Origin of the sequence: Devosia algicola (assembly GCF_028816455.1) — a bacterium.
Lineage (GTDB): Bacteria > Pseudomonadota > Alphaproteobacteria > Rhizobiales > Devosiaceae > Devosia > Devosia algicola.
In genome coordinates, this window is sequence record NZ_CP118246.1 from 1697588 (window position 1) to 1718980 (window position 21393).

General features: G+C 57.3%; 13 protein-coding genes and 5 pseudogenes. 6 read left to right on the forward strand and 12 right to left on the reverse strand.

Annotated features, from left to right (window positions below; genetic code table 11):
• The first annotated feature begins 115 nt into the window (after positions 1-115).
• Both PSQ19_RS09070 and PSQ19_RS09075 read left to right on the forward strand, forming a co-directional pair.
• Positions 116-640 (forward strand): sigma-70 family RNA polymerase sigma factor, encoded by a 525-nt coding sequence (locus PSQ19_RS09070; protein ID WP_282220656.1) that lies wholly within the window; start codon positions 116-118, stop codon positions 638-640.
• Positions 637-1227: pseudogene (locus PSQ19_RS09075) on the forward strand (DUF1109 domain-containing protein); the annotation flags it as partial. The gene PSQ19_RS09070 and the pseudogene PSQ19_RS09075, both read left to right, overlap by 4 nt.
• A 62-nt stretch (positions 1228-1289) precedes the next feature.
• Here PSQ19_RS09075 and PSQ19_RS09080 read toward each other — a convergent pair.
• Positions 1290-1937: a ThuA domain-containing protein gene (locus PSQ19_RS09080; RefSeq protein WP_282220514.1), complete on the reverse strand. Its 648-nt coding sequence runs from the start codon at positions 1935-1937 to the stop codon at positions 1290-1292.
• Positions 1938-2166: 229 nt separating this feature from the next.
• On the opposite strand from PSQ19_RS09080, the gene PSQ19_RS09085 reads away from it, so the two are divergent.
• Positions 2167-3774, forward strand: coding sequence for a bifunctional metallophosphatase/5'-nucleotidase (locus PSQ19_RS09085; protein ID WP_282220515.1), 1608 nt, complete (start codon positions 2167-2169; stop codon positions 3772-3774).
• A 60-nt stretch (positions 3775-3834) separates the two neighbouring features.
• Here PSQ19_RS09085 and PSQ19_RS09090 read toward each other — a convergent pair whose 3' ends face one another.
• Complete coding sequence (locus PSQ19_RS09090; protein ID WP_282220516.1) at positions 3835-4086, reverse strand: GlsB/YeaQ/YmgE family stress response membrane protein; 252 nt, start codon at positions 4084-4086, stop codon at positions 3835-3837.
• 192 nt (positions 4087-4278) lie between these two features.
• On the opposite strand from PSQ19_RS09090, the gene PSQ19_RS09095 reads away from it, so the two are divergent.
• Positions 4279-4824, forward strand: coding sequence for a hypothetical protein (locus PSQ19_RS09095; protein WP_282220517.1), 546 nt, complete (start codon positions 4279-4281; stop codon positions 4822-4824).
• A 69-nt stretch (positions 4825-4893) separates the two neighbouring features.
• On the opposite strand, the pseudogene PSQ19_RS09100 reads toward PSQ19_RS09095, so the two are convergent.
• The 6 genes and pseudogenes from PSQ19_RS09100 to PSQ19_RS09125 all read right to left on the reverse strand — a co-directional run bounded on the left by PSQ19_RS09100 (position 4894) and on the right by PSQ19_RS09125 (position 11138).
• Positions 4894-5945: pseudogene (locus PSQ19_RS09100) on the reverse strand (Gfo/Idh/MocA family protein).
• An 85-nt stretch (positions 5946-6030) separates the two neighbouring features.
• Positions 6031-6814: pseudogene (locus PSQ19_RS09105) on the reverse strand (ThuA domain-containing protein).
• Positions 6815-6969: 155 nt separating this feature from the next.
• Positions 6970-7974, reverse strand: coding sequence for an ABC transporter ATP-binding protein (locus PSQ19_RS09110; RefSeq protein WP_282220518.1), 1005 nt, complete (start codon positions 7972-7974; stop codon positions 6970-6972).
• Positions 7975-7977: 3 nt separating this feature from the next.
• The gene (locus PSQ19_RS09115; RefSeq protein WP_282220519.1) at positions 7978-8808 is read right to left on the reverse strand and encodes a carbohydrate ABC transporter permease; all 831 of its coding nucleotides are present in this window, start codon (positions 8806-8808) and stop codon (positions 7978-7980) included.
• Positions 8809-9789, reverse strand: coding sequence for a carbohydrate ABC transporter permease (locus PSQ19_RS09120; protein ID WP_282220520.1), 981 nt, complete (start codon positions 9787-9789; stop codon positions 8809-8811). It lies immediately after the preceding gene.
• Between the two features lie 83 nt (positions 9790-9872).
• Positions 9873-11138 carry an ABC transporter substrate-binding protein gene (locus PSQ19_RS09125; protein WP_282220521.1) on the reverse strand — a complete coding sequence of 422 codons (1266 nt, stop codon included), beginning with the start codon at positions 11136-11138 and terminating at the stop codon, positions 9873-9875.
• A 463-nt stretch (positions 11139-11601) separates the two neighbouring features.
• On the opposite strand from PSQ19_RS09125, the pseudogene PSQ19_RS09130 reads away from it, so the two are divergent.
• A pseudogene (locus PSQ19_RS09130) lies at positions 11602-12643 on the forward strand (substrate-binding domain-containing protein).
• Here the strand turns inward: PSQ19_RS09130 and PSQ19_RS09135 are convergent.
• The 4 genes from PSQ19_RS09135 to PSQ19_RS09150 form a co-directional block, all read right to left on the reverse strand.
• Positions 12622-13713, reverse strand: a complete 1092-nt coding sequence (locus PSQ19_RS09135) for a DUF1513 domain-containing protein (protein ID WP_282220522.1) — start codon at positions 13711-13713, stop codon at positions 12622-12624. The pseudogene PSQ19_RS09130 and the gene PSQ19_RS09135 sit on opposite strands and share 22 nt — an antisense overlap.
• A 1-nt stretch (position 13714) precedes the next feature.
• Positions 13715-14824: an imelysin family protein gene (locus tag PSQ19_RS09140; RefSeq protein ID WP_282220523.1), complete on the reverse strand. Its 1110-nt coding sequence runs from the start codon at positions 14822-14824 to the stop codon at positions 13715-13717.
• Complete coding sequence (locus PSQ19_RS09145; RefSeq protein ID WP_407649123.1) at positions 14824-16332, reverse strand: di-heme oxidoreductase family protein; 1509 nt, start codon at positions 16330-16332, stop codon at positions 14824-14826. Before PSQ19_RS09145 ends, PSQ19_RS09140 begins: the two co-directional genes overlap by 1 nt.
• 159 nt (positions 16333-16491) lie before the next feature.
• Positions 16492-17751, reverse strand: coding sequence for an imelysin family protein (locus PSQ19_RS09150; protein ID WP_282220524.1), 1260 nt, complete (start codon positions 17749-17751; stop codon positions 16492-16494).
• A 280-nt stretch (positions 17752-18031) separates the two neighbouring features.
• Here PSQ19_RS09150 and PSQ19_RS09155 point away from each other — a divergent pair.
• Positions 18032-21389 (forward strand): annotated as a pseudogene (locus PSQ19_RS09155) (transglutaminase family protein).
• Positions 21390-21393 lie beyond the last annotated feature (4 nt).

Below are 21393 nucleotides of genomic sequence, written 5' to 3' on the forward strand. Positions count from 1 at the left end.
TTCACACCGTCGTGACCTCCCTATATACTCCACGTCAAGGCGCCCACACTGTAACCATATGCATGATCTGAGCGAATGAGCGGCAATGAGCGAACCTGACACCATCGAGACGCAGTTGCGCGCGCTGATGCTGGCATCGCTCGATGGCGATGCGGCCTCTTACCGTGCGTTGCTCTCTGAGTTACGCCAACATTTGCATCGCTATTTCACCCGGCGGCTGCATGCCGCCCATGCCGCCTACGCGGAGGATCTTGTGCAGGAGACATTGCTGGCAATTCATTCGCGGCGAATGTCCTATGACCGCAAACGACCTTTTACCGCGTGGTTACATGCCGTCGCACACCATAAGTTCGTCGATCACGTGCGCCGCTATGCCCTGCGACCAACTGTGCCCCTCGATGATGACGCACCGGTATTTGCCCGCGACGACACAGCCGATGCGGCCACGCGCATGGATATTGATACCGTTCTGCATACAGTGCCTAAGCGAACCGAAACCTTGATTCGCAAAGTACGTATTGAAGGAGCCAGCATTGCCGAAGCCGCCAAGGCTAACGATATGAGCGAGACGGCGGCCAAGGTTTCGATCCACCGCGGCCTAAAAGCCCTTACCGCGAGATTTTCAGGAGGCAGCAAATGAGCGATGAGTTGATTGCCCGCCTCAGCGGTGATCTCAAGCCCGTACCGCGCAACGCCGTGCAACTATTGATACTTGGCGCACTGGCTGTAGGCGGGGTTATTGCCGTATCCGCTTTACTGATGCAACTCGGATTCCGTGCCGATATCGACAGCGCCATGCATGGCCCGGTGTTCTGGATAAAATCGGGCTACACCATGGCCCTGGCATTGCTGGGCGCGATACTCACGCTGACCTTGGCGCGACCCGAAGGGCGAATCATATGGCCATGGTTTGCAGCGCCAATACTGGCAATTGTTCTTGCCTTGGCCGCCGCAACGCAATTGATTGGCACTGACCAGCAAACCGCCATGGTCTATATTCTGGGCGGCTCAGCCTTGGTATGCCCTTGGCTGATCGTGGCACTGTCCGCGCCCATTCTGGCCGCATTATTGATTGCAATGCGCAAACTGGCGCCCGCTAATCCAACGCTGGCTGGCCTTGCCGCCGGCCTGTTTGCCGGTGGCGCTGGCGCCTGGGTCTATTCATTCCATTGCGGGGAAAACGGTCTGGCGTTCCTCTTGATCTGGTACACGCTGGGCATTGCACTTGTCGCCGGAGCCTGGCGCCATTCTGGGACGCTATCTGTTACGCTGGTAGCGCCCCCGGCCGGCTATTCGTCTCGCGCCGCCCAGTTCATGCCACGGCGCAGCATCGTCGCCATTTCAGGTACCTCGAATTCCTTGGCCACATGCCCCAGCGTGGTGTGGAACACGCGCCCTTTGCCATGGTGGTGTTTCCAGGTGACCGGCATGACGACGCCGTCGATCCAGTCATTATGCTCGCCCGAGAATGTTGTCGTGGCCAGCACTTCGATCGAGGGATCGACATGCATGTAATATTGCTCGGATGTGTAGTCGAATGATTTTACCCCAGCCATGATCGGATCGTCGGGTTTTGCCACGTCCACCCGATAGTCAATAATGTTGCCGGGATGGGCGACCCACTGCCCCCCGACCATGAACTGATACTCAACCGAGTCACGGAACGCGTCACTCATGCCGCCGTGGTGGCCGGCAAGCCCTACGCCATTCTCGACCGCCTTGGCCAGATTGGTCGCTTCGTCCTTCTCGATTTTTGACATGGTGAAAATTGGAATAATCAGTGACAGGTTATGAATTGACGGATCGGCAAACGCTGCCGTTTCTGTTGCTGTACGGACAGAAAACCCGTCTTCATGTAACCAGCGGCGGTAAATCGTTGCACATTCTTCGGGCTCGTGACCGGCCCAACCCCCATAAACGATCAAAGCGCTACGCATGAATAATTCCTTCGCAAATCAACCGGGGGAACTTAGCGCAATGAAGCCGGATTGAAAGCCCCCTGTGCTGACCAGTCTTTGACCGTGGCAAAATTTAAAAATTGACCGTCTGGTCCACTTTTCACTGTCACCATTTACTGATTAACTGACAGTTCGCGATGCTGGTTCACTTCAGAACAATAATAGCAGGCCCGGCGTCGCCAATGCTTACAAAATGAGGGAAAACGGGATGAAAAAGCTACTCCTTGGTGCCACGGCGCTAACGCTGTTTACCGGTATGGTCGGCACCGCATACGCCGATTACACACTCAACATCTTGCACATCAACGATTTTCACTCGCGCTTCGAGCCTATTACCGGCTCAAATTCTGACTGCAATGCCGAGACAGATGCCAAGGGCGAGTGCTTCGGCGGCATAGCGCGACTCAAGACCATCATCGACACCACCCGGGACTCACTCAGCAAGGATGGTGGCAACGTCCTGCTTCTCTCTGCTGGCGATAATTTCCAGGGCTCGCTCTATTACACCACTTACAAATCCAAGGTTGTAGCCGAATTTTTCAACCAGATGGGCTTTGATGTGGTGGCCACTGGCAACCATGAATTTGATGATGGCCCGGCAGAATTCTCCAAATTCATTGCAGCCGCAAACTTCCCGATCATTGGCGGCAATTTCGACGTATCCCGATCCCCCGACCTGGCCGGCAAGATCAAAGGCTCTATCGTCGTTGATATCGGCGGTGAAAAGATCGGCATCATTGGGGCGACAACCGAGGATACGCCCGAAATTTCGTCACCGGGCGAAGTCGAATTTCACGACGTCATTCAATATGTCCGTGGCGCCTCAGAAGCACTCGATGCCGCTGGTATCAACAAAATCATCCTGCTCAGCCATATCGGTTACACTATCGATCAACAGGTCGCCGCATCGCTGCCACTCGTTGACATAATTGTTGGCGGACACTCTCATACGCTCCTGTCCAACACCGACGAAAAAGCTGCTGGCCCTTACCCGACCATGGTTACCAACCCCGCGGGCGTTGAAGTTCCGGTGGTTCAGGCCAATGAGTATGGCAAATATCTCGGCGAGATTGCAGTTACCTGGGACGACGACGGCAACGTGACCTCTGCTACTGGCGCGCCCTATTTGATTGATGCTTCCGTCAAGGGCGATCAAAAATTCGCCGACGAATTGGGCACCCTTGCCGGCCCGATCCAGGAAGCCATGGGTAAGGTCATCGGCACCACCACCGCAGCTATCGATGGCTCGCGTGAAACCTGCCGGGCTCAGGAGTGCGAGATGGGCGATCTCATGGCCGATGCCATGCTTGACCGCACCGCCGAACAGGGCGTCACCATTGCCCTCGCCAATGGCGGTGGCCTGCGCGCCTCGATTGATCAGGGCGACATCACCATGGGTGAAGTTGTCACTGTTCTGCCATTCTCAAATACGTTGGCAACGGTTCAGGTTTCCGGCGCCGATGTCATTGAAGCGTTGGAAAATGGCGTCAGTGATGTTGAAAACGGTGCCGGTCGCTTCCCGCAGGTTGCTGGCCTCAAATTCTCGTTTGACTTGTCCAAACCACCCGGGTCGCGCGTTAGCGAGGTGATGGTTGGTAGCGGCGACGACTTCGCTCCAATCGATCAGGAAGCCATCTACACGCTTGCCACCAACAATTATGTGCGTGGCGGCGGCGACGGTTATGAAACCTTCGCTTCAGGCGACAATCCATACGACTTCGGACCACCGCTAGAAAATATTCTGGCTGACTATATCGCCAAGCTCGGCGGCGAATACACGCCCTACACCGATGGTCGCATCACTGAAATCAAATAGATTTCGGTCACCAAATTATCACAAGGGGCGCCTGGCGGCGCCCCTTCTTCTTTTCCGAGTTCACGCTCTGCGCGCAATCTGGCTCCAGGCCAGAAGAATTATTACCGCCCCCACGATGGCGCCGATAAAATTGGCCCCGTCGTTTGGACCATACCAGCCTATCGCCTGCCCCAGCCATGTGGCCAACAGTGATCCCACGATCCCAAGAACAGTAGTCAAGATGAACCCGGACGGCTTGTTCTCACCCGGCGTGATCCACTTGGCGATCATGCCTGCGAGAAAACCAATAATGATGGCCCAGAGAATACCCATGTCGACGCTCCTGTTGTTCGCTACATAAATAAGTCAGAACTGTCGCAACAGGTTGCAAGTACCGCGTGACGAATTTGCAACGGCTCGCCTGTCGCAAATTTTGTGATCGCAAAATTTCGCAACCAAGCGTCGGAGACATCGTTCCTTGGCTGTCCAAGTGGGGGGCACATCCCACAACCAAGGAGACTAAAAATGAAAAAATCCATCATCACCACTGCCATTATCGCCCTGCTCGCCTCGAGCGCCGTTCCCGCTATTGCACAGGATACCGGCGTTTCGGTTGGAGTAGATGCTGGTGCTGCCGTTGGTGCCGAAACGCCAGCCGTCGATGCCGCTGCAGGTGCGTCGACCGATGCGAACGCCAAGGCTGGGGTCGGCACCGATGCGAAGGCTGGCGCTGGCGCCACTACAGACGCAATGTCGGACAATACTTTTGGCGCCGTGATGTCGTCCGTTTCCACATCGAGCGACGTGGACCTGTCGGCCATTGCCGATGCTTCACAGGTATCGATTGTGCTATTGTCGTCGCTTCAGGGCAATGCCGAAGCCGACGCAGCCAGTCTTGACCAAGCCTTGACGGCAAGTGCTGATGCCATGACCACGCTGCACTCCAACATTGAGGGTAACGCGGCAATCATGGCCAAGCTCGAGGCCGATGGCTATGTAGCCAGCGACGTTGTCGCCGTCAAAAGCGCCGCTGATAGTTCGGTCATCGTTTATGTAGATGACCGCTCATAAGCGCGGTTACCATATACGGACCCCAGCCAATGGCTGGGGTTCTTTTTTGCGCCCCCGTAACCAGACTTATCAACCATCGACCTGGTGCTCACACCGGTCGGTGTCGGTGACCGTCGCCAGATCCAGCACTTTTTGCAGATTGGTCGCATGGCGGAACGAGGGCTCCATCGTCTTGCCCGCTTTTACTGCCTCATAAAACCGCTGGTAATTGGTTGGCACCGGATCACACTCAACAGTGCTCCAGGTGCCGGTTTCCGCGTCTGCCCCAAGGCATGTTCGCAGCGAGCCTGCCATCATGACGGTGCTGCACCTCAACCGATCCCTTTTCGCCGTAGACGCGCAGGCGCAATTCATTCATGTGCCCCGTCGCCCAGCGCGTCGCATGCACCACGCCCAGCGCGCCATTTTCCAACTGAACCGACATGGCAAAACTGTCGTTGGCGTCTAACTCATATTCGCCAATACGATTGTTTTCCGCTTTGTCAAAAGTCTGCAAACGGCAGAACACCCGGTCAATATCCGATCCCGCGCCATATACGGCAAAATCGAGAATATGCACTCCAATATCGCCCAGGACCCCGTTTGAACCGTGGCTTTTACTCAACCGCCACAGCCACTTGCTCTCGGTCCGCCAATCGCCCCAAGCCTTTGAGACCAGCCAACTCTGCAAGTAGCCTCGCCTCGACATGCTTTACCGCCCCGATTTCTCCGGCCTGCACGATCGAGCGCGCCTTTTGCAACTGGGCAACATTGCGATAGGTCAGATTGACCATGCCAACAAGACCAGCTTTTTCAACTGCCTCGGTCATTTCCATGGCCCTGTTATGGTCGGTCGCCAGCGGCTTTTCGCAAAACACATGTTTGCCCGCCGCGATCGCCGCCATCGTCGTCGGATAATGCACGCTGTCCGGGGTCACATTGGCAATGGCGTCAAACTCGCCCCACGCCAGGGCCGCATCGAGCGAGCCAAATCCGCGCTCGATATTATGGGCATTGCCAAACACCTCGACCCGTGCCGGATCGACATCGACGCCACCGACCAGCGTCACCCCCTCGATAGCGGAAAAATGTTTGGCGTGCTGGTTGGCCATGCCACCAGTTCCCAAAATGAGCAGACGCATAAGTGAAATCCTTGAACCGATAGAATGAAAAATCGAGCATTGCCGCGACCACGCGAATGCCCAATTCTAAAAAGTTGGCGCGGACCTATTTGAAACCTTCTTCACCGGCGCTGTGCAGACCCTCACCGCGCGCGACAATCGGCTCTAGCGCCTTGTCGACGGGCACGTTGGGTGCCTCGGTGATATTGGGATATCTATTGGGATTATAGGCCCAGTTGACCGCGTTGCGCAGGACCTTTCCTATCATCTCATCATAGTAAGTGGGATAGGTTTCGTGGCCGGGTCGGAAGTAAAATACGTTGCCCGCACCGCGACGATAAGTCAGCCCCGAGCGAAAAATCTCGCCGCCCTGAAACCACGAGACGAACACGGTTTCCAGCGGCTCCGGCACCGAAAACGGCTCCCCATACATTTCCTCATTTTCCAGCTCGAAGTGGGCAGGCAGACCCTTGGCTATCGGATGTCCCGGATTGACAACCCACAGTCGCTCCCGTTCGCCCGCCTCGCGCCAGTTCAGTGCACAAGGAGACCCCATCAGGCGTTTGAATATCTTGGAAAAATGGGCCGAATGCAAAACGATCAGCCCCATGCCTTCCCAAACCCGCTTGGCCACGCGCTCGACAACTTCGTCGGCAACGTCGCCGTGAGCCCGGTGCCCCCACCAAACCAAAACATCGGTTTCGGCGAGCCTTGGCTTCGGTCAATCCGTGCTCTGGCTCCTGCAGAGTTGCGGTACTCGCCGATATGTTGGCGTCGCTCCCCAACAATTTTGCAATCTGGGTGTGCATCCCCTCGGGATAGGTGTCGTGCACCACTTTGTTCAAATGCTCGTGGACGTTCTCGCCCCAAACCAAAGTGCGAATAGCCATCAATAAACTCCTGCAATTCTGATGTTGGTGTCACCTGACCGGCATCGATGGATATCTCCGTCCCCGATTCAGCCAAGCGCCGAACCAACCCCGTCGGCTGATCCGGCTTGTAAATACTGATTGTGGCGGCCGGTCAAACTTACCGACCATGCGTTCTAGCGGATTGGCTTACCCTTATCGTCAAATCGATGGAGTTTGTCTTCCATCGGCGAAATATGGACAACGTCGCCGGTATGATAGCTGTTGGTGCCATCCAGCCGGACAACAACCGGCTCCTCCATGCCCATCTCAAGATAGACATAGGAGTCTGCGCCAAGATTCTCGGTGTGAATGACCTTGCCCTGCCACTTGCCGCCCTCTGGTACAATGTTCAGATGCTCGCCTCGAACACCTAAAGTGTGGGCGTTATAGGCCTTGGCCGCGTCGCCGCTGAGGAAATTCATTTTGGGCGAGCCGATAAACCCTGCGACAAACAGGGAATCGGGCGTCTCATAAAGCTCCATCGGCGTGCCCACCTGTTCGATGACCCCATCGCGCAAAACGCAGATCCGGTCCGCCAGCGTCATCGCCTCGACCTGATCATGGGTCACATAAATCATCGTGACATTGTTCATGTCTTCATGCAGCTTGGCGATCTCGATCCGGGTCGCCACGCGCAGGGCCGCATCGAGATTGGACAGCGGCTCATCAAACAGAAACACCTTGGGATCGCGCACAATAGCCCGTCCAATAGCCACGCGCTGCCGTTGCCCACCAGACAATTGCTTGGGCAGGCGATCCAGATATTGCCCAATCTGCAACAGGTCTGCCGCCTTGGTCACGCGCTCGCGGATTTGTTGCTTGCTGCCCTTTTCCAGCGTCAGCCCGAACGCCATATTGTCGTAAACAGTCATGTGCGGATAAAGCGCATAAGACTGAAACACCATGGCAATGCCGCGCTTGGATGGTGTCAGCCCATTGACCACTTCGCCGTCAAACAGCAACTCCCCCGAGGTAATATCCTCAAGCCCGGCCACTAACCGCAATAATGTTGACTTGCCACATCCCGACGGGCCCACAAACACCATGAACTCGCCCGACCTGATCTCGAGATCGACCCCTTTGATCACATTGACCGCGCCAAATGACTTGCGCACGTCCTTGAGTTGAATATTGGCCATTGCCTACCCCTTAACCCCGCCGGCGGTCAGGCCGGACACAATTTTACGCTGGAAGACGAGCACCAGCACGACAAGCGGTACCGTCACGATAACCGAGGCCGCCATGATTATGCCCCAAGGTATTTCATACTGCGAGCCACCCGACAAAAGCGCGATGGCCACCGGCACTGTGCGTGTCAAATTTGACGATGTGAAAGTGAGCGCAAACAGGAACTCGTTCCAGGCGCCAATAAACGCCAGCAATCCCGTGGTCACCAGTGCGGGCCACATCAATGGCAGGAATACGCGAGTGATGATCACCCAGGGCGTGGCCCCATCCACAATCGCTGCTTCCTCGATCTCAATGGGCAATTCGCGCATGAACGTGGTCAATACCCAAACGGTGAACGGCAACGTAAAGATCGTGTAGGAGAAAATCAGCGCCCAGGGCGTATTGTAGATGCCCAGCGCCCGGATAACCTCAAACAGCCCCGCCAACACGGCAATCTGGGGAAACATCGAAACGCCGAGAATTGTCATCAACAACAGCGAGCGCCCCCGAAATCGAACCCGACTCAGCGCAAACGCCGCCGTAACCGCCAGGAACAGCGCCAGCAGTACAGTGGTTGTCGCAACAAACACCGAATTCAGCAGATTGCGCGGAAACGCGCCCTGACTGAAAACCGAAATATAGTTGTCCCAGGAAAACGAGGTTGGCCAGTAATCCACCTGAAACAGCGCCGTGCCGGATTTGAAACTCGTCAGAATGGCGTAGTAGAATGGAAACACCGAGATAACGACGATCACCAGCACCAGCGCATAAAAGGCTGTTGTCTTGGTATAGCTCCAGAGCATCTATCGATCCCCCCCGTCGAAGCGCACCCGACCCAGCCATATATAAAGCGCCGTCATCACCGCAATGATTAGGAACAATAGTGTCGATTGCGCCGACCCATAGGCGAACTTGTCAAAATCAAACAGGTTTTCGCGCGCAACCACTGACATGGTCTTGGTCGCCGAACTGTTGGGCGTCAGCACATAGATCAGATCGAAAATGCGCATCGCGTCGAGCAGGCGGAATATGATCGCCACCATCAGCGCCGGGCGAACCAGCGGCAGGGTAATGCGAAAAAACTGTTTGACCGGGTGAACCCCGTCAATTTCCGCCGCTTCATAAATATCCTTGGGGATCATCTGCAATCCGGCAAGCACCAGCAGGGCCATGAATGGCGTGGTCTTCCAGACATCCACGATCAGCACCGCCGTCATGGCTGTATCGGGTTGGGCCGTCCATGCCACCTTCTCACTCAACAACCCAAGCCGCAGCCCCAGATCATTGAGAATACCGAATTGGTCATTGAGCATCCAGGCCCACATTTTGGCCGAGACAATGGTGGGGATCGCCCATGGAATAAGAATTGCGGCGCGCACGATGCTGCGCCCCTTGAATTCGGCATTGAGCACCAGCGCCACGATCATCCCCAGCACAGCCTCGAAAAACACCGAAACCACGGCAAATCGCAGCGTATTCCAGACCGCATTCCACCAAACCGGGTCTACCAACAGCCCCGAATAGATGGTACGACCGCTTTTGAGCGTGGTCCACGATATGTAATTTTTGAATCCGACGAACTTGGCGTTGTAGAGATCGGTCAACGACGCGTCGGTGAAGGAAAAATAGATCGAGCGCAGTAGCGGCCATCCGGCAACGATAGCCAGCGCAACCAGCATTGGAATGAGAAACCACCGTGCCGCAGCGACCCGTTGCGACAGGAGTTCTGATTTTATCGGCTTGGCCAGCACCACGGCCGGCGGCACGATTGTTTCGCTCGACATATTGATCCTCTGCGACAAAGGTTCAGGGATGGCTGCGGGGCCGGATAGCCCGGTCCCCGCAGCCATTTGGCTGGGTGGAGGTCTTACCAGCCGTCACCTTTGAGGTCGGTCAACTTGGCTTCGAGCACTTCAAGATTGTCCGCAGCCGAGCCATTGCCCGACAGCGTGTCATGCACGGCGCTCCAGAACAGCGACGACACCTCGTTGTACTTCACCTTGGTTGGCGCCGATGGACGTGGCACAGCCTGCAGGAATACATCCTTCCACCGTGGAATGATGGGCTGAGCCTTGGCAATATCAGGATCGTCATAGAGCGAAACGATAGTTGGCAGGTTCGACTGATCAATGGCGCGTTCCTTCTGGACCTCCTTGGAGGACAGGAACAATGCCAGCTTGATCGCTTCATCTGGCGATTTCGTATATTTCGAAACCGCGACATTCCAACCGCCGAGTGTAGCGGCCGAACTGTTGCCATCACCAGCACCAGCGGGTAGTGGCACCACGTCGAATTTGTCCTTCACCGCCGAGTCCGCGCTATTGCCCAACTGATAGGCATAGGGCCAGTTACGCATGAACACGGCATTGCCCAGTTGCCACACGCCGCGGCTTTCCTCTTCCTGATAGGCCAGCACGCCCTCGGGCGCGATCGAGCCTACCCAGCTTGCCGCCCGGTCAATCGCCGCGGCAGCCTTTGGATTATTGATCGAAATCGTCCCGTCAGCTTCCACGATCTGGCCACCACCCGAGGATTTAACCCACTCGAGCGCGTCGCAGGTCAACCCTTCATAGGCGTTACCCTGGAACACGAAGCCATACATGTCCTTGTTGCCGTCAGCCCGCTCACCATCCATGATTTCCTTTGCTGTGGTGGCCATTTCTTCCCAGGTCTTGGGCGGGGTCTTGTTGTACTTTTTCAGCAAGTCAGTGCGGTAGTAGAGGGCCGGCGCATCGGTGAAGGCTGGAAGCGCCACCAGCTTGCCGTCCACGGTCTGACTTTCAATGATTGACGGGAAGTGATCCTTGATCACATCCTTGGCGGCATCGGTCAGGTCGAGAAACTGGTCCGCCAACTGCGGCGCCCAGATCACATCCGTCTGGTACACATCGATGTCGCTGTTGCCAGCGGCGAGCCACAAGCGATACTGACCGAACTGATCAGAGGTCGACGATGGCATTGGCACGATGGTCACGGTGTTGCCGGTTTCAGCCTCAAAGCGATCAAGCTGGGTGCGCAGGAATGCCAGCCCATTGCCCGTATCGCCCGAAACCATCGAAAGACTGGCCGCCTGGGCGACGCCGCCCAAGGCAACCGTGGCCATCAATCCGGCTAGTAACAATTTGAATTTCATGAAAATTCCTCCCGAATACAAAATGCCGGAAGACACACATGATCGATCGGACATGCAACGCACTTCCTCCAGATCTGTGCTCCCTTCCGAAAGCCCCCGGCTGATCTGGCACTCGCCAGTCACCTTCCAAAGCGCTTTGAACCAAAAACAACCAGACGACGGATTTTCTGTCAAGCATGCATTTCCGATTTTCGTCAGGCCTTTCACCAAAAGTCGCGTAACATCTATATATATCAATTAGTTATATAATCGCGCCGCCGCGATACTGCCCGGGGACGTCAAAATCGTTGATGAACGCACCTCAAAAATTGGCAATCCATTTTCCGGGTTGCGAAATAATTTGAAATCGCTTTGAATAACCACGGAGGAGAATGCCAGGCCCCTATCTTGATGGCGACCTGCGCGCCCTATCGCCACAGCGTTTGCCAAAGTTCGACCGGCACATTGCAGGGCCAATACAAAGATGAGACTAAAAGACCTCGCCGAACATCTGGGCTTGTCTCAGACCACCGTCAGCCGTGCCCTGAATGGCTATCCCGAGGTCAATGAGGCGACGCGTCGGCGCGTCACCGAAACCGCTGACCGCTTGGGGTATCGCCCCAACGCCAATGCTTTGGGCCTCGCCACCGGACGCGCCAGCACCATCGGCCTTGTCCTGCACGGGTCGACCGAATTCGGACCGCATATGACCGAATTTCTCGCCGGCATGGGCACCGGCCTCGCCCATAAGGAAATGGATATTCTGGTCTCCACCGTGGGTAGCCACGACGAAGAGGTGGCCACCTATCGCCGCCTCGCCGCCAGCCAATCGGTCAACGCTGTGTTGCTGCATTCTCCTACCCTGCACGATGACCGCGCCAGGCTCCTGAGCAAACTGCGCCTGCCCTATATCCTGCATGGTCGCACCGAAATTGACGAACCCCATGCCTGGTTCGACATTGACAATCAGGGCGCCATGGAACGCGCCGCCTCCCATCTGATTGATCTGGGCCATCGCCGGATTACCCTTCTCAATGGCTTCAAGGGCCGCACGTTCGCTGAGCATCGCGAAACCGGCTACCGGACGGCAATGATGGAACGCGGCCTCGCCATTGATCCCGACCTGATCGCCAATTCCAGCTTTACCGACGAGGCAGCCTTCCGCATTACCCAGTCAATGCTGGAATTGCCACAACCACCGACAGCGTTTCTCGCTGGCTCCATGATGACGGCGCTTGGCGTATTCCGGGCCTTGCGCATCGCCGGTCTTACGCTGGGTCAGGATGTTTCAATGATCGCTCACGACGATGTCTTTCCCTATCTCAACGCCGACAACATGGTGCCATCCATGTCCACCACCCGCTCATCAATGCGGGCGGCGGGGGTCCGAATTGCCGAACTGTTCCAGCAATTGCTGACGGGCAAACCAGTTGACTCCATTCACGAGTCTCTGGCCCGTCGATCTGGTCCTGCGGCAGTCCTCTGGCCCCGCCCCCACTCATATTCAGGCCAAGACCGCCAGATGATTGTCGAAACCAAAGTCAAATGTCTGATCGGCGACCTTGGAGCCTGCAAGGCCGAGCAATTCGCCATTGCCACTTGAGGCAACAAACCCTGTACCCTGCGGCGCCAGTCCGCAGCCATTCCGTATTGACTTGATCACCGCCGGTTTGCGGCTCGCCGCGTCAATTGTTACCGCCAGATTGCCCACTGGCGAAGAAATTCCGATCATCCCGCCATCAGTCGATACGGCGACTGAACCGATGTAATTGCGCAGGTCGGACAGCAAATCACCGGGCAATTCGACGAGCTCAATCACGCCGTCCAGCGTCGCATAGCCGATCAATTGCGGCTGATCGGTCTGATCGCCCTTGTACTGGCATCCAAACCAGACACGCTGGCGTCCATCGATGGCCATGTGCCGGATCGACAGTTGGCGCAGCCCTGCATCCAGCCGCACTTGCCCAATCAAGCTGCCGCTCTCGGTGTCCACAAACACTATTGATGGGTCCATGCTCTCGAGATTAAGCTCGGCGCGCCCATAGTCGGGATGGGTTTCAATACCGCCATTGGCAATAACCAGCGTCTTGCCATCGCCCATCAGCAAGAGTTCATGCGGCCCGGTGCCATAAGTCGGAAATTCGCCAATACGACGATAATTACTGGTGCCGTCATAGACCCCGATAACCCCCTTCGCGGCCTCGAAGTCGCTCTCGGTCGCATAGAGCAATCGCCCATCTGGCGAGAATACGCCATGGCCATAAAAATGCCGCCCTGCCGCACTGGTCAACGTCAGCGGCGCTGCATTGCCGGCGGGATCGAACACCACCGCAAATGTGCCCGGCTGACGCGCAAACACAACGCCTCGCCCACCGTCCGGCGCAAAAACAATGTCATGCCCGCGGTCCGGCAGCACCAACTTGCTGACCACCTCACCACGCTCGCTTACCAGCGCCGCGCCATAATGACCCGTGCCGGTACGGATGGCGGAGGCCACGACCATATCGGCGCGCTCCAGTGCCTCTGTCTGCGCTGGCAGCAGGCTGGCGACAAAACCTACACCCGCTGCCCGCAGAAACGCCCGGCGTTGCCACATATCAATCTCCATCCAGGGCGGAAAAGCCCACCGACAGCGACAGGGCGGCTGACAATTGTTCTCCAAACAATGTCTGTAGCGATTGCGTGACAATCACCAGATAGTTGAGCGCCGACAATTGCTTGGGCGTGGTCGCCGCCTCATCGATGGGTGACGTGACCAGATCGGTGGCACGAAAAGCATTGGAAAATTCGAACTCGGTCGAGGCTTTCAGTCCCATGTCGGTCGGCCCCACCGCATCGGCAATCTGGGATTGGTCAAACAACTTCTGCAAACCCTCGATATTGGCCTGCACCGCCGCCATCGTCAGGCCGGAACGCCAGAACGGGGCAAGTTTGGGTTTGGCCGAGCCCTCTCGGCCGATGAATGGCAGCAGACGGGTGTCCCGGATAGCTTCCATGCCATGGGACATGATGCCGACAAGTTCTTCCAGTGCCTCGATCTCGGTGCGATAATCAGCATAATCTTCGCGCGGCGCCATAAGATGGGAGGCTATCCCGTCCGGTGCCATCCAGTCAGCGACCAGATCGGCGCCGATCCCTGCCATGTTTTTGGCAATCGCCAGTCCGAACTGACAACGGAAACTGCCATCATTATCATTCAGCGCATCGCTGCCGGTTCCGTAGAGTGCATATTCCAGGGCGCCCAGCCCCTGCACGGCGACGCTTTTGCTGGCCAGACCCTCGGGCGTCGTTGCTGCGGCGTCATGCTCGGCCAGAAGCTGCTGGACCTGCCGCAACCCAATGCCCTTGCGGTCTGGCCAGAAAAAGATACGTTCGGCGCGATTGTCCTGCCCTAGCGGCCCGATCTTGAAAAACTCGACGCGCGAATAGGCGTCCACCACATCGGCAAACGCCAGCTTGGCACCATCCAGATTAGGTGTGCTGGGCGCCGCGCACAAGCCATCGACCGCAACCGTCAACGCATCCGCCTTGTCCTTGAAGTTCTGGAATGCCGGGCGGATCACCTGATCGACGGCACGCTCCAGCACACTCGAACGTGTCACCAGCGGATATTTTGCCGCCTCCGCATTAGGGGGCAGCAATTTTCCTTCCTGCGCCATTACCGGCGCTGCCATTGCCAACAATATCAGAGCCAGAATTAAGCGCATTACAGGGACTCCAGAAAGGCGATCAGATCGTCGCGAGTCGACTCTGACAGTTTGGCAAAATTATCACGTGCTTTCTGTGCTTCCCCGCCGTGCCACAAAATCGCTTCGCTCAGGCTGCGGGCCCGACCGTCGTGCAGGAACTGCGCCTGCCCCGCCACAGTCTCGTTCAGCCCGATGCCCCAAAGCGGCGGCGTGCGCCACTCATAGCCATCTGCTAGCCCCTCTGGCCGATGATCCGCCAATCCCTCACCCATGTCATGCAGCAAAAAGTCCGAATAGGGCCAGATCAACTGAAATTTATGCGCGCTATCCGCATCGCGCGACGTTACGAACTTGGGCACATGGCACGACGCACACCCGATCTCGTAAAACCCCTGCTTGCCGCGCAAAACCTGCGGATCATCAACCTTGCGGCGCTCCGGTACACCCAAAGTCTGAGAATAGGCGGTGACCATCTCCAGCACCGGATCAGGTGCCTCTGATAGGCCCAACCGCTTTTGCTCACCCGTTGGCATTGCCAGGCACGCCGGTTGGTTGCTGGTGCAATCACCAAACGGCTTGTTGACCAGTGGGGTGGCAATACCGATGTCACCTGCAAAGGCTGCGGCCGCCTGTGAGCGGATTGTGGCCATCCCCGCCTTCCAGCCGAACCGGCCCAACATCACTGTCTGGCTCACGGGTTCAATTGTGTAGTTGGCCTTGCCCGAAATGCCGTCGCCGTCGCTATCAGCGGGGTCCGCGTGCGCCAAAATATCCTCTGCCGGAATTTGCTCGACCAGCCCCAGGCCGATCATCGGTGGCGCCACGCGTGGCGACATCATTACAGTGTCTGCCATCGGCCCATAGCCAAGATCACTCACCGAATAGTGTGGATTACGCAGGCTCACGACGCTGCCGTCGCCGAGCGTAGCGGTCATTTCGGTATAGTCGATCACCATGCGCCCCTCGGCGGGCAGGCCACCGACAGCAAAATTTTGCAATTGGGTGCCGTAGGTGGGGTCACCGACTTCACCAGCGAACACGCCATCAAGAGATTGGCGCGTGTCCTTCTCACCCGGCGGCACGGACAGGCGCAGGAACATGGATTCGGCGACCTCGTCCGGGCCCGGTGCATGCCCGCGACCATCCTTGACATGGCAGCTCTGGCAGGCCCGAGAATTGAACAGCGGACCTAGGCCGTCCGATGCCTGGGTCGAGGAGGGCGCCGAAATCCACAACTTGCGGAACAGCGCATCCCCGACACCGAAATCGGCTTGTTGGGCAAAACTCAAATTGGCCTGGAAGTGCGAATAGACATTGGCATCAACGACTTTTTTCGTTGTTGCGGCGCCCGCCTGCATATTCTCGAACTTCTCAGGCTTGCTGAAATCGGTCGTCGGCGCGGTAACGGCGCGAACTCTTGCCATATCATTGGCGGAAAGATCGCTGCGCACCCCGATATTGTCCTGTGCCAGAACAATCCCCGACATCAGCGTAACCGCCAGCAATATCGTCAAACGCACCTGCATCGGACCCACTATCCTCCATACGCAAAATGAGGCCACAAGGCCCCACTGGTCGCAATTTTCTATTCAGCGCGTCTCGCACCCACAATGCACCCGCCGCTCTGTTTTCTGCGCAGGATCGACGCACAACCGCGCCGGGGACAATTTTCCCCACCCTGCAAACTATTGGAACACAGCCTCGGGGTTTGAAAGGCTATCGCTGTCCTCAATCGAAACTCCAGCCAGATTGAGCAGCGCCACTGCCCGTTCAACGCCGCGCGTCTGCGCCATCAAAGCATCGATTGCTGCCTGTACTGCCGCATTGCCTGCGATGTTGCCTTCCCCGATCTGCTGATCATAGGATTCCCCACCGGCAGCGCGATCGACAAGCACCTGCAGCTTGTTGACACTGTCATCAAGCAAGGCCCGGATTTCAGCGTCGAGTGCCGGGTCCTTGGCCGCGACCAGATCCGAGATCGAAGCCCCCGTCACCGCACTGCCATCGATCCGGATATAGTTGCCCAGATAGACATTGCGCACCCCGACCCCGTCATAGAGGTAGGAGGTCGCGGTGGTGTCCGAAAAACAATCATGCTCCTCCTCTGGATCGTGCAACATCAAACCCAGCTTCATGCGCTGCCCGGCCAATTCGCCAAACGATAGCGACCCCATACCGGTCAAAATGGCGGAAATCCCAAGGTCCGGTAGCGCAGCGCGTGCGGCTCCGTCTGCCTGCCACTCCCCCACCATTTCCGCAAGGTCCCTGACCAACAGACTGGTAGCGGCCTTGAGATAGGCGGCGCGTCGATCCGCGTGCGGCGCCGTTGAATAATCAGTGGCGGGGCGATTGCCCGCGCCCGGCCCGGTGCCATTGAGGTCCTGCCCCCACAACAGGAATTCGATGGCATGATAGCCCGTCGCGACATTGGATTCGATTCCACCCGCTTCCTGCAAATCGTTCTGCAAAAAGTCCGGCGTGATATTGCTGGCATCAACACGGACCCCATCCACCATCAGTGTGCTATTAGCGACGACATTGGCGGTGTAGAGCGAATTGGTATCGCTCTCGGTGCCGTAGCTAGCATCGACATAATCAATCAATCCCTCATCTAGCGGCCAGGCATTGACGCGTCCCTCCCAGGCATCGACCAGCGGATTGCCGAACCGATAGGCCTCAGTCTGCTGATAAGCGGGGCGCGACGCAATCCAGGCCTGACGCGCTGCCCCCAGTGTGTCCTCACTCGGCGCCGCAATCAGGGCATCAACAGCAGTTTCAAGTTCCTTTGCCCGGCTCAGCGCATCTTCAAAACCCGCCTGGGCGATATCGGCATAAGTGGTCAAAACACCCCCAGTGTTAACCTCTTGTGCCCGAACCGCCGCTGGTGCCGTAAATAGGCTCAATGCCAGGCTCAGCGTCGCCAATAGAGTTCTGGATTTACGCATTACAGGCCTGCTCCGAAAGTTCTTGAGAATTGCATTTGCGCCCGACCGGGTCGCCACGGTGAAAGCGGACTAACAACATCAACATTAAAAATCAACAATAAATTCAATAGTTTAGAAGAAGTCTAAACTACCCGACAAACAGCATTTGGTGCCAAACTAAAAAGTGTAGCGGAGTCAAACCATTGAGCCTGTTCGCCAAGCCTATCGCAGAACCAGTTCTCCAGTTAAACTGATGCGGGGAAGTTGAAATTGTGGCTCAAACAGCGAGAGACGCCTAGGCATGTCAATTAAAGCCGCCGTCTATCACCTCACCCACTATCGTTATGATCGACCCGTCTATCTGCAGCCCCAGATTATCCGGCTGCAACCGGCTTCACACAGCAAGACCAAAGTTTTGAGCCTATTCCTTGCGCGTGACCCCGACTGATCATTTCGTCAATCTTCAGCAGGACCCGTACGGCAATTACCTGTCGCGTTTCGTGTTTCCCGAACCGGTCACCGAGTTCAAGATCGAAGTTGATCTGGTAGCCGATATGTCGGTCTATAATCCTTTCGATTTTTTCGTCGAGGAAAGCGCCGAGATCTGGCCGTTTCAATATCCCGAGGACATTCAGCCCGATCTGTCGATCTATATGGAGCCTGAGCCCGCTGGCCCGCTCCTGACCCAATTTCTCGCCGGCATCGATAAGACGCCTGCCAATACCGTCAATTTCGTTACCGCCATCAACGCGTCGATACAGCAGCACGTCAATTACATCGTGCGCATGGAAACCGGCGTCTGGACACCCGAGGAAACGCTAAGCGCTGCCAAGGGATCATGCCGCGATTCCTCCTGGCTGCTCGTCCAAACCCTGCGCCATCTCGGCCTCGCTGCCCGCTTTGTTTCAGGCTATCTCATCCAGCTCAAACCCGATCTGGTTTCACTCGATGGTCCCGCCGGGACTGATCATGATTTCACGGACCTGCACGCATGGTGCGAAGTCTATCTGCCGGGTGCCGGCTGGGTCGGTCTCGACCCCACATCGGGGCTTTTGACCGGGGAAAGCCACGTCCCACTTGCTGCCACGCCGCATTTTCGAAACGCCGCACCGATCTCTGGCCTTGCCAGCTTCGCCAATGTCGACTTCAACTTCGACATGCGTGTTGATCGCGTCGCCGAGCACCCCCGCATCACCAAACCATTTTCCGATCAGGACTGGGACGCCCTCAACGCACTGGGCCATCAGGTCGATAAAACCCTGGCCGACAATGACGTCCGACTCACGATGGGCGGCGAGCCCACCTTTGTATCGATCGATGACTTTGAAAGCGAGGAGTGGAATACCGATGCGGTTGGCCCGACCAAGCGCGCCCTCGCCGACCGTTTGATTCGACGCCTGCGCGAGCGCTTCGCGCCTAATGGCCTGCTCCACTATGGTCAGGGCAAATGGTATCCGGGCGAAACCCTGCCCCGCTGGACCTTTTCGCTTTTTTGGCGCGTCGATGGCAAACCAGTCTGGTCCGATGCGGCGCTGATCGCCCGCGAGGGCGAAAAAACCGCCGCAACGCCAGACGACGCCAAAGCCTTCCTTGCAGCCTTTGCCACCAATCTGGGTCTGACCGGCGAAACCATTGCTGCCGCCTACGAAGATCCCGGCGAGTGGTTGCTACGCGAAGCCAACCTGCCGCCCAATGTCGATCCGGCCAATTCCGAACTGGCTGATCCTGAGGCCCGCGCCCGCATCGCCAAAGTATTTGAACGTGGCCTGACTAGTCCTACCGGTTATGTGCTGCCGGTCCAGCGCTGGAACGCCCAGGCCTCCAGCCCATGGCTGACCGAACTATGGAAAACCCGACGCGGCAAACTGTTTCTCGCCCCCGGCGATAGCGCCGCGGGCTACCGCCTGCCGCTTGCCGCGCTCAAGCACCTTGATGCCACCGATTTCCCTCATGTGGTCCAACAGGATCCGGGCGAAGAGCGCGGCGACTTGCCGGACCCCGACAATCTGCTCAACCGCACCGGCCACCGCGAACCTGGCGTTGCCGCCGATCCGCGTGCTCAGGCCACCGCGTCGTTCACCGCGGCCACTGAGCAGCAGGATCGCACCGAGCAGGAAATTAGCGAGATCGAAGGCGAAGTACGCACCGCCGTCACTGTCGAAGTGCGTGATCACCGGCTGTGCGTATTTCTCCCGCCGGTCGAAAAGCTTGAGGATTATCTCGAACTGGTTGCTGCCTCCGAAGCTGCCGCCAAAGCTATCGGTCTGCCCGTCCACCTCGAAGGCTATTCCCCCCGCACGATCCACGCCTCAATGTCATTCGCGTTGCCCCGGACCCCGGCGTCATCGAAGTCAATATTCACCCCGCCTCCAACTGGGATGATTGTGTGGCCACAACCACGGCAATCTATGATGAGGCCCGCAATTGTCGCCTTGGCGCCGACAAGTTCCTGATCGACGGTCGCCACACGGGCACTGGCGGCGGCAATCATGTCGTAGTTGGTGGTGCCACCCCCAAGGATAGTCCGTTCCTGCGCCGCCCGGACCTGTTGAAATCGCTGGTACTGCATTGGCAGCGCCACCCGGCGATGTCCTATCTGTTCTCGGGGCTGTTCATTGGGCCCACCAGCCAAGCCCCGCGTTTCGATGAGGCCCGGCACGATAGTCTCTACGAGCCTTGAAATCGCCATGGCGCAGGTACCCTCAACTGGTCAGGGCCAAAACCCCTCGCCATGGTTGACCGATAGGCTGTTCCGCAATCTCTTGACCGACGTGACCGGCAACACACACCGCGCCGAAATCTGCATCGACAAGCTGTTTTCACCCGATGGCCCCACTGGACGCCTTGGCCTTGTTGAGTTTCGCGGTTTCGAAATGCCGCCAAATGCCCGCATGTCTTTGGCGCAGCAGGTTTTGATCCGCGCCTTGATCGCCCGCTTTTGGGCCAATCCACTCACCGGCCACTTTAGCCGCTGGGGCACCACGTTGCATGACCGATTCATGCTGCCCCATTATGTCTGGCACGATTTTCTGGATGTTCTGGCCGATCTTGATCGGGCCGGTTTCGTCATTGATCCGGCGTGGTTCAAAGCCCAACTCGAATTCCGCTTCCCCTTTTGCGGCGAGGTCGAATATGAGGGTCTGAAACTCGAACTGCGCCAGGCTCTGGAGCCGTGGCATGTCATGGGCGAACAGGGCGCCATTGGCGGCACCGTGCGATTTGTCGATTCCTCGGTTGAACGCCTTCAGGTTCAACTGGAGGGCCTCAATCCCGAACGGTATGCCGTCACCTGCAACAAGCGGCAGGTACCGCTGCGCCCAACCGGCACTGCCGGTGTTTCGGTCGCTGGCGTTCGCTTCAAGGCTTGGCAGCCAGCCTCGGGCCTGCACCCGCGCCTACCGGTCAACACGCCGCTCGTCTTTGATATTTATGATATGTGGTCGCATCGCCCCGTCGGCGGCTGCATCTATCATGTAGCCCATCCGGGTGGGCGCAGCTACGACACCTTCCCTGTCAATGGCAATGAAGCCGAAGCCCGACGGCTCGCCCGGTTCGAACCACGTAATTATTCGGCGGGCGGATTTGACCTGATCGCTGAAAAGCCTGCGGACGAATTTCCACTAACGCTTGACCTGCGCCGCCCGGCAAGCTTCACCTAGCGCC